Source organism: Streptomyces spinoverrucosus, from assembly GCF_015712165.1.
Taxonomy (GTDB): Bacteria; Actinomycetota; Actinomycetes; order Streptomycetales; family Streptomycetaceae; genus Streptomyces; species Streptomyces spinoverrucosus_A.
Genome location: NZ_JADPZX010000001.1, coordinates 2,547,864 through 2,563,399 on the forward strand (window position 1 = coordinate 2,547,864; position 15,536 = coordinate 2,563,399).

The 15,536-nt window shown below is 70.8% G+C and carries 9 protein-coding genes and 1 pseudogene; 7 read left to right on the forward strand and 3 right to left on the reverse strand.

The features are described from left to right. The first annotated feature begins 153 nt into the window (after positions 1-153). The 3 genes from I2W78_RS11310 to I2W78_RS11320 all read left to right on the forward strand — a co-directional run bounded on the left by I2W78_RS11310 (position 154) and on the right by I2W78_RS11320 (position 4,633). Entirely contained in the window at positions 154-2,205 is a 2,052-nt protein-coding gene (locus tag I2W78_RS11310) for a M4 family metallopeptidase (protein ID WP_374222659.1), read from the forward strand. Between the two features lie 202 nt (positions 2,206-2,407). Continuing rightward, entirely contained in the window at positions 2,408-4,057 is a 1,650-nt protein-coding gene (locus tag I2W78_RS11315; protein WP_307783670.1) for a M4 family metallopeptidase, read from the forward strand. Between the two features lie 66 nt (positions 4,058-4,123). Further along, the gene (locus I2W78_RS11320; protein WP_196459172.1) at positions 4,124-4,633 is read left to right on the forward strand and encodes a DUF1990 family protein; all 510 of its coding nucleotides are present in this window, start codon (positions 4,124-4,126) and stop codon (positions 4,631-4,633) included. A 27-nt stretch (positions 4,634-4,660) separates the two neighbouring features. On the opposite strand, the gene I2W78_RS11325 is transcribed toward I2W78_RS11320, so the two are convergent. From I2W78_RS11325 to I2W78_RS11335, 3 genes and pseudogenes are all read right to left on the reverse strand, one after another. After that, positions 4,661-7,276 (reverse strand): glycosyltransferase family 1 protein, encoded by a 2,616-nt coding sequence (locus I2W78_RS11325; protein ID WP_196464507.1) that lies wholly within the window; start codon positions 7,274-7,276, stop codon positions 4,661-4,663. A 116-nt stretch (positions 7,277-7,392) separates the two neighbouring features. Continuing rightward, positions 7,393-7,599, reverse strand: coding sequence for a wHTH domain-containing protein (locus I2W78_RS41845; protein WP_445330153.1), 207 nt, complete (start codon positions 7,597-7,599; stop codon positions 7,393-7,395). After that, positions 7,579-8,801 (reverse strand): annotated as a pseudogene (locus I2W78_RS11335) (HD domain-containing protein); the annotation flags it as partial. The pseudogene I2W78_RS11335 and the gene I2W78_RS41845, both read right to left, overlap by 21 nt. Here I2W78_RS11335 and I2W78_RS11340 point away from each other — a divergent pair. From I2W78_RS11340 to I2W78_RS11355, 4 genes are all read left to right on the forward strand, one after another. Then, positions 8,795-9,997 (forward strand): S8 family peptidase, encoded by a 1,203-nt coding sequence (locus tag I2W78_RS11340; protein WP_196459179.1) that lies wholly within the window; start codon positions 8,795-8,797, stop codon positions 9,995-9,997. The pseudogene I2W78_RS11335 and the gene I2W78_RS11340 overlap by 7 nt on opposite strands. 217 nt (positions 9,998-10,214) lie before the next feature. Then, positions 10,215-12,305 (forward strand): alpha-1,4-glucan--maltose-1-phosphate maltosyltransferase, encoded by a 2,091-nt coding sequence (locus tag I2W78_RS11345; RefSeq protein WP_196459181.1) that lies wholly within the window; start codon positions 10,215-10,217, stop codon positions 12,303-12,305. After that, the gene (gene treS / locus I2W78_RS11350; RefSeq protein ID WP_196459183.1) at positions 12,302-14,002 is read left to right on the forward strand and encodes a maltose alpha-D-glucosyltransferase; all 1,701 of its coding nucleotides are present in this window, start codon (positions 12,302-12,304) and stop codon (positions 14,000-14,002) included. Before I2W78_RS11345 ends, treS begins: the two co-directional genes overlap by 4 nt. Before the next feature lie 131 nt (positions 14,003-14,133). After that, positions 14,134-15,534, forward strand: a complete 1,401-nt coding sequence (locus I2W78_RS11355) for a maltokinase N-terminal cap-like domain-containing protein (RefSeq protein WP_196459185.1) — start codon at positions 14,134-14,136, stop codon at positions 15,532-15,534. Positions 15,535-15,536 lie beyond the last annotated feature (2 nt).

Genomic DNA, 15,536 nt, shown 5'->3' on the forward strand with positions numbered 1-15,536 from the left:
CGCTTCTCACGGCCACTTCACAGCAACCCCACATCCACGTCGCTGTGTTGTTCCCGTGGCCGCGTGCACCTGGTTTCGCGTTCTGCCCGGACGGCCCCCTCGCCGCCCGGATCTCCCCTGGCCGCGCGACCCGCGGCCACGCAGAAGGAGTCAGTGTTGAGTAGCAGTTCCTCATCGAGCAACGGTTCCTCCCACAGACGCACCCCCCGCGTAGCGGCCGTCGCCCTGGTCGGCGTCGCCGCCTTCCTCGCCGCCGCCGTGCAGTCCGGCGCCGCGACCGCCGCCCCGGAGAAGGCACCGTCGGCGTCGGCCAAGGCGGACCCGGGCGCCCTGCCCGTGAAGCTCACCCCGGCCCAGCGCGCGGCGCTGATCCGCGAGGCCGACGCCGGGAAGGCGGAGACGGCACGGGAGCTGAGCCTGGGCGCCCAGGAGAAGCTCCTGGTCCGGGACGTCGTCAAGGACGCCGACGGCACGGTCCACACCCGCTACGAGCGGACGTACGCCGGCCTGCCGGTCCTCGGCGGCGACCTGGTCGTCCAGACGTCGAAGTCCGGCGCCACCGAGGCCGTCACCAAGGCCACCCGCGTCACCGTCAAGGTGCCCTCGCTCCAGCCGACGATCGCCGCCGCGACGGCGGAGCGGCAGGCGCTCGGCGCCGCCCGCGCCGAGGACGCCAAGAGCCCGGACGTCAGCCGTGAACCGCGCAAGGTCGTCTGGGCCGCGAGCGGCAGGCCGACCCTCGCCTACGAGACGGTCGTCGGCGGCCTCCAGCACGACGGCACCCCGCAGGAACTGCACGTCGTCACCGACGCCACCACCGGCGAGAAGCTGTACGAGTGGGAGGCCGTCAAGAACGGCACCGGGAACACGGTGTACAGCGGCACGGTCCCGCTCACCACGACCCAGTCCGGCTCGACGTACAACCTCACCGACGGAGCGCGCGGCAACCACCGCACGTACAACCTGAACCGCGGCACCTCCGGCACCGGCACGCTCTTCTCCGGCCCGGACGACGTCTGGGGCAACGGCAGCCCGTCCAACCTGGAGTCGGCCGGCGCCGACGCCCACTACGGGGCCGCGCTGACCTGGGACTACTACAAGAACGTGCACGGCCGCAGCGGCATCCGCGGCGACGGCGTCGGCGCCTACTCGCGGGTCCACTACGGCAACAACTACGTCAACGCGTTCTGGTCCGACAGCTGCTTCTGCATGACGTACGGCGACGGATCGGGCAACGCCAACCCGCTGGTCTCGATCGACGTGGCCGCGCACGAGATGACCCACGGCCTGACCTCGGCGACCGCGAAGCTCGTCTACAGCGGCGAGTCCGGTGGCCTGAACGAGGCGACCTCCGACATCCTCGCCGCGGCCGTCGAGTTCTACGCGAACAACCCCTCCGACGTCGGTGACTACCTCATCGGCGAGGAGATCGACATCAACGGCGACGGCACGCCGCTGCGCTACATGGACCAGCCGAGCAAGGACGGCGCGTCGAAGGACAACTGGTACTCGGGCATCGGCTCGATCGACGTGCACTACTCGTCCGGTCCCGCGAACCACTTCTTCTACCTGCTGAGCGAGGGCAGCGGCGCCAAGGTCGTCAACGGCGTCAGCTACAACTCGCCGACCGCGGACGGGCTTCCGGTCACCGGCATCGGCCGGGCGAAGGCGGAGCAGATCTGGTTCAAGGCGCTCACCACGAAGTTCACCTCCACCACCAACTACGCGGGCGCCCGCACCGGCACGCTGGCGGTCGCCGGTGAGCTGTACGGCACGACGAGTGCCGAGTACAAGGCGGTGCAGGACGCGTGGGCGGGCGTCGCGGTCGGTACGCGCCCCGGCGGTCCGGGCGGCGGCACCTCCTTCGAGAACACCGGCGACGTGTCGATCCCGGACAACGGGGCGGCCGTGACCTCGTCGATCGCCGTGTCCGGGCGGGCGGGCAACGCCCCGGCGAACCTCCAGGTGGCCGTGGACATCGTGCACACCTGGCGCGGTGACCTGGTGATCGACCTGCTGGCCCCGGACGGGACGGCGTACCGCCTGAAGAACTTCAGCTCCTCGGACTCGGCGGACAACGTCAACACCACCTACACCGTCAACGCCTCCTCCGAAGTCGCCGACGGCACCTGGCGGTTGAGGGTGCAGGACCAGGCGGCGCGGGACACCGGCTACATCAACGGCTGGAAACTGACGTTCCCGTAAGTCGCGGGCGACAGCAGCCGGGTGCCGCTCCGGGAAGCTCAACTCCCCGGGGCGGCACCCGCTTTACATTTCTGAAACGTTCACCGGTCAGACAGCTTTGAGCCAACATCACTTCGGGGTCATGACATGTACGCGGCACTGATGTCACTCTTCCCTCACCCGCCGCACAACTTCCCGGTAACCCCCCACTCAAGGAGTTTGTGTGACCCCCCGCACTCCCCGCATCACGCGTCCTCACCGGCGCACCACCCTGGCCATCGCGACCGCGGTGGCGGCCGGAGCCCTCCTCACCACGAGCCTGACCTCGGCTTCCGCCCAGCCCCCGGCGGAGCCCACCGCCCGCGCGGCCACCCCGCTCGCGCTCTCCCCCACCGCCCGCACGGCCCTGATCCAGCAGGCGGACACGGAGAAGACGGACACGGCGAGCGAGATAGGCCTCGGCACCCAGGAAGAACTCGTCGTCCGGGACGTCGTCAAGGACGCCGACGGCACCCTCCACACCCGCTATGAGCGGACCTTCGCCGGCCTGCCCGTCCTGGGCGGCGACCTCGTCGTGCACGAGTCGCCGACCGGCGAGACGCTGGGCGTCACGAAGGCGACGAAGGCCGCCGTCAAGGTCGCGGACCTCACCCCGGACATCGCGAAGGCCACCGCCGAGAAGCAGGCCCTGAAGGCGGCCGAGGCCGAGGGTTCCACCAGATCGGAGGCCGATCGCGCGCCCCGCAAGGTCGTCTGGGCGGCCGAGGGCAGGCCCACGCTCGCCTACGAGACGGTCGTCGGCGGCTTCCAGCACGACGGCACCCCGCAGGAACTGCACGTCGTCACCGACGCCACCACCGGCGAGAAACTGTACGAGTGGGAGGCGATCCAGACCGGCACCGGCCACAGCCAGTACGGCGGAACGGTGACGATCGGCACCTCGCTGTCGGGGTCGACGTACCGGCTGACCGACCCGGCCCGCGGCAACAACCGTACGTACAACCTCAACCGCGCCACCTCCGGCACCGGCACCCTGTTCACCGACGCCGACGACACCTGGGGCAACGGCTCGTCGTCCAATGCCCAGACCGCCGCCGTGGACGCCCACTACGGCGCCCAGATCACCTGGGACTTCTACAAGAACGTCCTCGGCCGCAACGGCATCCGCAACGACGGCGTCGCCGCGTACTCCCGCGTCCACTACGGCAACGCGTACGTCAACGCCTTCTGGTCCGACAGCTGCTTCTGCATGACGTACGGCGACGGCGCGGGCAACGCCAAGCCGCTGACCTCCCTGGACGTGGCGGGCCACGAGATGACGCACGGCGTCACCTCGAACACGGCCGGGCTCAACTACTCCGGAGAGTCCGGCGGCCTGAACGAGGCCACCTCCGACATTCTCGGCACGGCGGTGGAGTTCCACGCGGCGAACGCCTCCGACCCCGGTGACTACCTCATCGGCGAGAAGGTCGACATCCGCGGCAACGGCACCCCGCTGCGCTACATGGACCAGCCGAGCAAGGACGGCAACTCGGCCGACTACTGGCGGTCGAACCTGGGCAGCCTGGACGTCCACTACTCCTCCGGCCCGGCGAACCACTTCTTCTACCTCCTGGCGGAGGGCAGCGGCACCAAGACCATCAACGGGGTCACCTACAACTCGCCGACGTCCAACGGCGCCACGGTCACCGGCATCGGCCGCGCCAAGGCCGTCCAGATCTGGTACAAGGCGCTGACCACGTACATGACGTCGACAACCCGCTACTCGGGCGCCCGTACGGCGACCCTGAACGCGGCGCGTGACCTGTACGGCTCCGGCAGCACCGAGTACAACGCGGTGGCGTCGGCCTGGACAGCGGTGAACGTCAGCTAGTTGACGTCTCGTTGACGGCGGCACCCGGCGGGAAGGCGACGCCGGGTGCCGCCCTACTCTTGGCGCATGTCGTTCACGTACGAGGATGTCGGCGCGACCCGCGAGACGGGCTTCTGCCCGCCCGGCTTCCACCCCCTGCACGTGCGTACCCGCATCGGCGAGGGCGAGCGGGTGTTCCACCGGGCCGCCGAGGCCCTGTGCACCTGGGAGATGCACCGCGCGACGGGCTTCGGCATCGAGGCCACCGCCGACCGCGCCGCCCCCGGCGTCGACGTCACCATCACCCTCGCCGGTCTGATCAAGGCCCCCTGCCGAGTCGTCTGGACACTGTCCGAGTACCGCCGCGCCGGCTGGGCCTACGGCACGCTGACCGGCCACCCGGAGTGCGGCGAGGAGGCGTTCGTGGTGGAGCGGACGGGGGACGGCACGGTGTGGCTGACGGTGTCGGCGTTCAGCCGGGGCGCGAAGTGGTACGCACGCGCGGGCGGACCGGCGACGCGGGGGTTGCAGGCGGCGTACGCGCGGAAATACGGGAAGGTGCTGCGCCGGCTGTGTGAGCCGGAGAACGAGTACTGAGCCCTTCCCGCACCGCACCTCACCGCATCAGCGCAGCAACACCCCCGCCCCCTCCACCACATCCTCCGACGGCACCGCCACCAGCCCCAGCTCCGCGCTCGTCGCTAGCAGCCGGTGCGCGGGCAGGATCCGTACCGTGTAGCCGTACGGGCCCGTCCGGTCCAGGGACAGCGGGCCCTCGTACACCCACCGGCCCTCGTCAAGTCCGCCCGCCGGTTTCAGCGGGACCGTCGACGCGTCGGCGATGCGGTCCTCGGAGTCCACACGCCCGGAGACCGCCTGGACCTCCACGTCCTCGGGGGCGAGGCCGCCGAGGGCGACGCGGACGCGGACGGTGAGGGTCGAGCCGAGTTCGGCCGTCGCCGTGGTGGCCGAGGTCTCGACGTGGTCCACCCGCACGCCGTGCCAGGACCGGCGCACCCGGGTCTTCCACTCGGCCAGTTCGCGCGCCGAGTCCGGGTCCATCGCACGGTGGGCGTGCGCGGCGGGGGCGTACAGCCGCTCCACGTACTCGCCGACCATCCGGCCGGCCAGCACCTTCGGGCCGAGCAGCATGAGCGTCTGGCGGACCATCTCGATCCAGCGGTCGGGCAGACCGCCGGGGCCGCGCTCGTAGAAGCGGGGCGTGACCCGCTGTTCGAGCAGGTCGTACAGCGCCGCCGCCTCGATGTCGTCGCGGCGGTCGGGGTCCGTGCCCGCCCCGTCGGCGGTCGGGATCGCCCAGCCGAAGTCGGGCTGGAACCACTCGTCCCACCAGCCGTCCAGCACGGAGAGGTTGAGGCAGCCGTTGAGCGCGGCCTTCATGCCGCTGGTGCCGCAGGCCTCCAGGGGGCGCAGGGGGTTGTTCAGCCAGATGTCGCAGCCGGGGTAGAGCTTCTGCGCCATCGCCATGCCGTAGTCGGGCAGGAACACGATCCGGTGCCGCACCCGCGGGTCGTCGGCGAACCGGACCAGCTCCTGGACGAGCCGCTTGCCGCCGTCGTCGGCCGGGTGCGCCTTGCCCGCGACGACGATCTGGATCGGCCGCTCGGGGTGCAGCAGCAGGTCCATCAGCCGGTCCCGGTCGCGCAGCATCAGCGTCAGTCGCTTGTACGACGGGACCCGCCGGGCGAACCCGATGGTGAGGACGTCCGGGTCGAGCACGCCGTCGATCCAGCCCAGCTCGGCCGTCCCGGCGCCGCGTTGCCGCCAGGAGGCCCGCAGCCGCTCCCGTACCTCGGTCACCAGCTGTTCCCGCAGGTTGCGGCGCAGCTCCCAGATGTCCTGGTCGGGGATGTCGGCGACGGCGTCCCACCGCTCCTCGCCGCCGGCGGTGAAGGCGTCCTCGGCGCGCTGGGCGCCGACCTGCCGGGCGCCGAGCTCGAACACCTCGGGGGCGATCCAGGTCGGGGCGTGCACGCCGTTGGTGACGGAGGTGATCGGCACCTCGTCGGGGTCGAATCCCGGCCAGAGCCCGGAGAACATCTCGCGGCTGACGTTGCCGTGCAGCAGGGAGACACCGTTGGCGCGCTGGGCCAGGCGCAGGCCCATCACGGCCATGTTGAACAGGTTGGGTTCGCCGCCCGGATACGTCTCCATGCCGAGCTGGAGGATGCGCTCGACGTCGATGCGCGGGAGTTCGGCGTCCGGCCCGAAGTGCCGGGCGACCAGCTCGCGGTCGAAGCGGTCGATGCCGGCCGGGACGGGCGTGTGGGTGGTGAAGACGGTACCGGCACGGACGGCTTCCAGCCCGGAGTCGAAGTCGAGCCCGGCATCGCACAGCTCGGCGATCCGCTCCAGCCCCAGAAACCCGGCGTGCCCCTCGTTCGTGTGAAAGACCTCGGGCTCGGGATGCCCGGTGAGCCGGCAGTACGTCCGCACGGCCCGCACACCTCCTATCCCCAGCAGCATCTCCTGCAACAGCCGATGCTCACTGCCGCCGCCGTACAGCCGGTCGGTCACGCCCCTCTCGCGGAGGTCGTTCTCCTCGACGTCGGAGTCGAGCATCAGCAGCGGCACCCGGCCGACCTGGGCGAGCCAGATCCGGGCGCGCAACTGCCGGCCGCCGGGCAGGGCGAGGGTGACCTGGGCGGGCGTCTCGTCCTCCTCCTTGAGCAGGACGAGGGGCAGCTCGTTGGGGTCGAGGACGGGGTAGTGCTCCTGCTGCCAGCCGTCCCGGGAGAGGGTCTGCCGGAAGTATCCGTGCCGGTAGAGCAGCCCGACCCCGATCAGCGGTACGCCGAGGTCGCTGGCCGCCTTGAGGTGGTCGCCGGCGAGGATGCCGAGACCGCCGGAGTACTGGGGCAGGGCTGCCGTGATGCCGAACTCCGGGGAGAAGTAGGCGACGGCGGCGGGCAGTTCACCGGGCTGCGCCTGGTACCAGCGCTCCCCGGTGACGTAGTCGCCCAGGTCGTCGGCGACGGTGGTCAGCCGGCGCAGGAAGCGGCGGTCCTCGGCCAGCTCGGCGAGCCGCGCGGGCGGGACGCTGCCCAGCAGCCGTACTGGGTCACCGCCCGACGAAGCCCACCGCTCCGGATCGACGGACTGGAACAGCTCGCGCGTCTCCGTGTGCCAGGACCAGCGCAGGTTCCGCGCCAGATCACTGAGCGGCCGAAGGGGTTCGGGGAGAACGGGTCGGACGGTGAATCGACGGATCGCCTTCACATTCCACCTCGTCAGCGTGCGGAGAAGGACGCACAGCGGTGTGCGTCCCGTCATCAGAGTCGACGGTAGTGGTTACTTCGGCGTCGGTGGGGGCGCGCTGGGATGATCGGGGGGCACTACGGCGCGTCGGGGTCCGTGAACTCCACGTCGTCGGGCAGAACGTGCCCGAACAGTTCGAGACGACGGGCGACGGCGGCGGGGGTGCGGTCGAGTTGGTCGGCGGCGCGGAGGATGTGGGCGAGGGCGGGAGTGACCTTGCCCGCGCCGAAGGCCGCCGGAACTCCCCAGAGCGCCGCGCGCTCGCCGACCGGGCCCCGTTGCAGGGTCCGCATGGCACGGTCGAGGGCGTCGGTGTGCTCGCTCAGGGCGAGTTCGACGGCGAGGTGCGGGCAGTCGGTGGACATCGCCCGGCGACGCGGGCCGTCCGGCTGCCAGGTCACCTTCCCCAGTGCGGCGCGGAAGGACTCGCCGTCCACGGGGCGCTGACGCCGAGGTGTTCGGCGACGAGGGAGGAGAGCAGCATCGGGTCGACGGACATGTGATGGGCGACGGTGAGGAGGGTGCCGACCATCTCCCAGTCGACCGTGTGCTCGGCGGCGCGCTGGGCGGCGACGGTGTCCTGCTCGCAGGGCTGCCACTGCTCCAGGTCCAGGCCGATCAGTTCGACGAGCTGCCACAACCGGTCGGGGCTGAGCACCTCGCGGACGAGCTCCGGTTCGAACTCCGGCCCGTCCGGCAGACGCTCCAGGCCGGCGAGCCCGGATCGCCGTACGGCACCGCGGGTCGCGGGCAGCCGCAGCAGCCACTGCCGGGCGAGCCACCAGGCGATGGCACGGGCCTCGGCGTCCCGGCCGCGCTGCCGGGCCCGGCGCTCCCGGTCCATCAGCGCCAGATGCCCGGCGCAGTACCGGTCGAAGGCTCCCCGGTCGGCGAAGCCGCAGTCCGCGGTGGCCCCGGGTGCGCCGTCCACCAGGGTCCAGGGCCTGATGTCCCGTGCCAGATGGGCGAACTGCGTACCGAACGCGGTGTAGAGGAAGGGACCCGCCACGAGCAGGGCGGCCTCGGTGAGGCTGAGGCCCGGCGGTTGCCGGTCGCCGTCCCGTCCCGTGGGGGCGGAGGCGGAGTCGTACAGCATGGTCGCGATGCCGCGTCGCATCCGGCTCTCGCTGCCCGTGGGCCGCCAGATGTCACCGTGTTCGGCGAGCCACGTGTCGGCGACGTCGGTCGTGCGCCCCCACAGGCCGACGAGCCGCGCGACCGCGTCCCGCACCTGCCCCACGGCCTCCTCGGCGGCGGCTTCGTCGAGCCGTTCGCAGACCACCCGCCGCCACGCCTCGTGCTCGACGACCGTCTTCTGCCAGGGGTGCTGGGGGGCCTGGCCCGCACGGGCGATATGGCCGATTCCGCCCGCACACGCGTCCTTGTGGTGGTTCACACCGCACGAGAGGCTGCCAACCGGCGTGCCGTGCCCGCGTGGGCGGGTCGGCGGGCGTCGAGGCGAGGAGGGGAACGCAGACCATGGCACGGACGCGAACTTGGCGTCTGCGCCGGGTGGGGGGCCTGACCGCGGTGACGTGTGCCGCGGTCCTCACGGCCGGTGTCCCGCCCGCGCAGGCCGCACCGGAGGGGCGGATCGTCGGGGCCGGGGCACCCGGTTCCGTCAGCGGCAGTTATGTGGTGACGCTCAAGGGGGGTACGACGGCCTCGTCGGCGGGCGGCAGGGGCATCGCCGACCGGTACGGGGTCAGAATCAGCCATGTCTACGGCACCGCGCTGAACGGGTACGCCGTACGGGCCGACGAGAGACAGGCGAAACGGCTCGCGGCCGATCCGCGCGTCGCCTCCGTCGTCCAGGACACCCGCGTGGTCGCCGAGCACACCCAGAAGAACCCGCCGTCCTGGGGGCTGGACCGCGTCGACCAGCGGAACCTGCCGCTCGACCAGCGCTACACCTGGCCCGACTCGGCGGGCAGCGGGGTCACGGTGTACGTGATCGACACCGGGATCCGGATCAGCCACAAGGAGTTCGGCGGGCGGGCCAGTTACGGCTGGGACTTCGTCGGCCGGGACAAGTCGGCGGGCGACGGGAACGGGCACGGCACCCACGTCGCCGCCACCGTCGCCGGCGCGAACCTGGGCATCGCCAAGAAGGCCAAGGTCGTCGCCGTACGCGTGCTCGACAACGCCGGCGGCGGTACGACCGCCCAGGTCATCGCCGGGATCGACTGGGTGACCAGGCACGCCCGCAAACCGGCCGTCGCCAATGTGAGCCTCGGCGGCTTCCACAACGCCCAGTTGGACGCCGCCGTACGCAACTCCATCGCCTCCGGCGTCACCTACACCGTCGCCGCGGGCAACGACGGACTCCCGGCCGGGCTCTACTCACCGGCGGGTGTCCGCGAGGCGATCACGGTCGGCGCCACGAACCGCACCGACGCCCGGCCGTCGTTCTCCAACCACGGCTCGGCACTGGACCTGTTCGCGCCAGGTGTCTCGATCACCTCCGCCGGCCACCGCAGCGACACCGCCCGGGCGACCTTCTCGGGTACGTCGATGGCGTCGCCGCACGTCGCCGGCGCGGCCGCGCTCTATCTGGCGGGCCGTCCGAAGTCCACTCCGGCGCAGGTCGCCAAGGCGCTCGTGGCGGGCGCGGCCTCCGGAAAGGTCTCCGGGCGCGGCCTCGGTTCACCGAACAAACTTCTTCAAGTACCGCGGTCGTAGCGGCGCATTCCAGACCTGGTGCCAGCATCGGCCCCGTTCATTCCGAACGGGGCCGGTCTTGTGCGTAGACATACGCGCGAGTAGTTAACAAAGTGCCGGATTGCCCACCCGAATAGGGTGGGAAGGCTCCAGCGGTACGCCCCACAGGCACACCCCGCGCACGACCCCACCTCCCCACAGCCATCCGCCCACCCAGTTGACGCGGAACGGAGCGGTGATGCCCGCAACGCACCACTCGTCAGCACCCCCGACAGCCAGCACCGACAGCACCGAAGCTCTGCCCGTGCGCCCGGTGGACGACGGTTCGCCGGCCCCGGAGTCACCCTCCGCGGGCGACGTCACCGCCGTCGGGCGCATACCGGTCCTCGACGTCCGCCCGGTCGTCCAGCACGGGCGCCGGCCCGCGAAGGCGGTGACCGGCGAGACGTTCGAGGTCTCGGCCACCGTGTTCCGCGAGGGCCACGACGCGGTCGCCGCCAATGTCGTGCTCAAGGATCCGGACGGCCTCCCCGGCCCGTGGACGCCGATGCGCGAGCTCGCCCCCGGCACCGACCGCTGGGGCGCCACCGTCACCGTCGGCCGGCCCGGCCTGTGGACGTACACCGTTGAGGCGTGGGGTGATCCGGTCAGTACCTGGCGCCACCACGCCCACATCAAGATCCCCGCGGGGATCGACACGGACCTGGTCCTGGAGGAGGGCGCACGGCTGTACGAACGCGCCGCCGAAGGTACGCCCGACGACGACCGGTCCGTGCTGCTCACCGCCGTCGCCGCGCTGCGCGACGACACCCGCCCCGCCGCCTCCCGGCTGGCCGCCGCGTTGACGCCGGAGGTGGACGCGGTTCTCGCCCGGTATCCGCTGCGGGAGTTGGTGACCGCGTCCGAGCCGTTGCCGCTGCTGGTGGAGCGGGAGCGGGCACTGTTCGGGTCGTGGTACGAGTTCTTCCCGCGTTCCGAGGGCACGCCCGAGCGCCCCCACGGCACGTTCCGCACGGCCGCCCGCCGGCTTGCGGACATCGCCGCGATGGGCTTCGACGTGGTCTACCTGCCGCCGATTCACCCGATCGGCACCACCTTCCGCAAGGGCCGCAACAACACCCTGTCCGCCGGCCCCGACGACGTCGGCGTGCCCTGGGCCATCGGCTCCCCCGAGGGCGGCCACGACGCCGTCCACCCCGGCCTGGGCACCCTGGAGGACTTCGACTGGTTCGTCACCCAGGCCGCAGCTCACGGCCTGGAGGTCGCCCTCGACTTCGCCCTGCAGTGCTCCCCGGACCACCCCTGGGTGGACAAGCATCCCCAGTGGTTCCACCACCGCCCCGACGGCACGATCGCCCACGCCGAGAACCCGCCGAAGAAGTACCAGGACATCTACCCCATCGCCTTCGACCGGGACATGGACGGCCTGGTCGCCGAGACCCTGCGGGTGCTGCGGCACTGGATGGCCCACGGCGTGCGCATCTTCCGCGTGGACAACCCGCACACCAAGCCGGTGATGTTCTGGGAGCGGGTCATCGCCGACATCGGCCGCACCGACCCGGACGTGATCTTCCTGGCGGAGGCTTTCACCCGTCCCGCGATGATGCACACCCTCGCCCAGATCGGGTTCCAGCAGTCGTACACGTACTTCACCTGGCGCAACACCAAGCAGGAGCTGACGGAGTATCTGACCGAGCTGTCGGGTGAGGCCGCGAGCTACATGCGGCCGAACTTCTTCGTCAACACGCCCGACATCCTGCACGCCTACCTCCAGCACGGCGGCCGTCCCGCCTTCGAGGCCCGCGCGGTCCTCGCCGCGACCCTCTCCCCCACCTGGGGCGTCTACAGCGGCTACGAGCTGTGCGAGAACACCCCGCTGCGCGAGGGCAGCGAGGAGTACCTCGACTCGGAGAAGTACCAGCTCAAGGCCCGCGACTGGGACGACCCGAACAGCATCGCCCCCCTCATCACTCGGCTCAACGCCATCCGCGGGCAGAGCCCCGCGCTGCGGCAGTTGCGCAACCTGCACTTCCACCACGCCGACCAGGAAGCGGTGATCGCGTACTCGAAGCGGTCGGGATCGAACACGGTTCTGGTGGTCGTCAACCTCGACCCCCACCACACCCAGGAGGCCACGGTCTCGTTGGACATGCCGCAACTCGGCCTGGACTGGCACGAGTCGGTGCCGGTGCGCGACGAGCTCACCGGCGAGACCTATCACTGGGGCAGGACCAACTATGTGCGCCTTGAGCCGGGCCACAGGCCCGCGCACATCTTTTCGGTTCTGCGACCGTCCACCCCGCAGATCGGAGGGTCACCCACAACATGATCGTCAACGAGCCCGTCCCGGACACCTTCGAGGACACACCCGCCAAGGACCGGGACCCTCAGTGGTTCAAGCGCGCCGTCTTCTACGAAGTCCTCGTCCGCTCCTTCCAGGACAGCAACGGCGACGGCGTCGGCGACCTCAAGGGCCTCACCGCCAAACTCGACTATCTGCAGTGGCTCGGCGTCGACTGCCTCTGGCTCCCGCCCTTCTTCAAGTCCCCGCTGCGCGACGGCGGCTACGACGTCTCCGACTACACCGCCGTCCTGCCGGAATTCGGTGACCTCGCCGACTTCGTGGAGTTCGTCGACGCCGCCCACCAGCGCGGCATGCGCGTCATCATCGACTTCGTCATGAACCACACCAGCGACCAGCACCCGTGGTTCCAGGAGTCGAGACGAGACCCCGACGGCCCCTACGGCGACTACTACATGTGGGCCGACGACGACAAGCAGTACCAGGACGCCCGGATCATCTTCGTCGACACGGAAGTGTCCAACTGGACCTTCGACCCGGTGCGCAAGCAGTACTTCTTCCACCGGTTCTTCTCCCACCAACCGGACCTCAACTACGAGAACCCGGCCGTCCAGGAGGAGATCCTCTCGGCGCTGCGCTTCTGGCTGGACCTCGGCATCGACGGCTTCCGTCTGGACGCCGTGCCCTACCTCTACGCGGAGGAGGGCACCAACTGCGAAAACCTTCCGGCGACCCACGAGTTCCTGAAGCGGGTGCGCAAGGAGATCGACGCCCACTATCCGGACACGGTGCTGCTCGCGGAGGCCAACCAGTGGCCCGAGGACGTCGTCGACTACTTCGGCGACTACACCTCCGGCGGCGACGAATGCCACATGGCCTTCCACTTCCCGGTCATGCCGCGCATCTTCATGGCCGTACGGCGGGAATCCCGCTACCCGGTATCGGAGATCCTCGCCAAGACCCCGGCGATCCCCTCCGGCTGCCAGTGGGGCATCTTCCTGCGCAACCACGACGAGCTCACCCTCGAAATGGTCACCGACGAAGAGCGCGACTACATGTACGCGGAGTACGCCAAGGACCCGCGCATGCGCGCCAACATCGGCATCCGCCGCAGGCTGGCGCCCCTGCTCGACAACGACCGCAACCAGATCGAGCTGTTCACGGCTCTGCTGCTGTCGCTCCCGGGCTCGCCGATCCTCTACTACGGCGACGAGATCGGCATGGGCGACAACATCTGGCTCGGCGACCGAGACGCCGTCCGCACTCCCATGCAGTGGACGCCCGACCGCAACGCGGGCTTCTCCTCCTGCGACCCGGGACGGCTCTTCCTGCCGACGATCATGGACCCGGTCTACGGTTACCAGGTCGCCAACGTCGAGGCGTCGATGTCCTCGCCGTCGTCGCTGCTGCACTGGACCCGCCGGATGATCGAGATCCGCAAGCAGAACCCAGCCTTCGGCCTCGGCTCGTACACCGAACTCCAGTCCTCCAACCCGGCCGTACTGGCGTTTCTGCGGGAGCACGGCGACGACCTCGTGCTGTGCGTGCACAACTTCTCCCGCTTCCCGCAGCCGACCGAACTCGACCTGCGCACCTTCAGCGGACGCCATCCGGTCGAGCTGATCGGTGGGGTCCGCTTCCCAGCGATCGGCGAACTGCCGTACCTGCTCACCCTCGCGGGGCACGGCTTCTACTGGTTCCGGCTCCGCAAGGACGCCGCCTAGAACGTCCGGGGCGGGGCGGTTTCTCCCGTCCCGCCCGGGGCACGCATCAGTAACACCCCGTCCGCCCGCGTGAGCCGAGACCGGCTGACAGCGCCCGCAGGCGAACCGGAGAAGGGGAAAGGACGCACGCCATGTCGGAAGCCGTCATCCGCCCCGCCACGGCCGGCCCCGGCCTTCTCGCATCACTGGATCCGCTGCTGCGGGAATGGCTGCCACGCCAGCGCTGGTTCGCCGGAAAAGGGCGCCCGGTCACCGGGTGCTCGCTGGTGGCGGCCACCGAACTGCTGCCCGTCGGCGGCAAACTGGGCCTGTACCACCTGCTCGTCCAGGTCCACCAGCCGCCCACACCGATCCCGGGCCCGGGCACCGCCCCGGTCCCCGGCGACTGCTACCAGCTCCTCCTCGGAGTCCGCGAGGCACTGCCTCCCCGGCTGGCACCCGCGCTGATCGGCCACGTGACCGAGGGCCCGCTCACCGGACACACGGTGTACGAAGCCCTGTACGACCCCCGGCCCGCCGAAGTGCTCCTGGAGGCACTGCGCACCCAGGCCCGCATCGGCGGCCTCCGCTTCGAACGCGACCCGCACCAGGAGATCCGGCCCGGACTGGTCAGCCGCGCGGTGACCGCCGAGCAGTCCAACTCCTCGGTCATCTACGGAGATACGTTCATCCTGAAGTTGCTCCGCCGCATCGTCGCCGGCGTCAACCCCGACCTGGAGCTGCCGCTCGCGCTGGCCCGCGAGGGCTGCCCCCGGGTGCCCGCGCCGACGGCATGGCTGGAGGCGGAGCTGGCCGGGCAGTCGTACATCCTCGGTGTCCTCCAGCCCTACGTCCAGGGCGCCACCGACGGCTGGGAGCTGGCCCTGCACGAGCTGGCCAAGGGCGAGGACTTCGACACCGACGCGCGGGCGCTCGGCCGGGCCACCGCCGAGGTGCACACGGCACTGGCCCGCGCCCTGCCGACCGTCACCCTCGGCCACACCCAGCTGCGCTCGACGGTCGACGGCATGATCGGACGCCTCGACCTCGCCGCACAGGCGGTGCCCGCGCTGCGGCCGTACGTCCCCGGGCTGCGCTCCGCGTTCGAGGCGCTGGCCGACCTCGCGGCCGAGGGTCAGACCTGGACCGCCCAGCGCATCCACGGCGACCTGCATCTCGGGCAGTGCCTGCGCTCGCCGACCGGCGAGTGGTCACTGATCGACTTCGAGGGCGAACCGGCCCGACCGCTCGCCGAACGCCGGATGCCGCAGCCGACCGTGCGGGACATCGCCGGGATGCTGCGCTCCTTCGACTACGCGGCCCACTCCGTGCGGCCGTCGGTGCCGGGTTGGGCGGAGCACTGCCGGGCCGCGTACTGCTCCGGGTACGCCGAGATATCCGGCCGCGATCCGCGAACCGACCCGGTACTGCTGCGTGCCCATGAGACCGACAAGGCCGTTTACGAGGTCGTCTACGAGGCCCGGCACCGCCCCGACTGGCTCCCCGTGCCGCTGTCGGCGATACGGCGCCTCGCCTCGAACCGACCGACCTGACC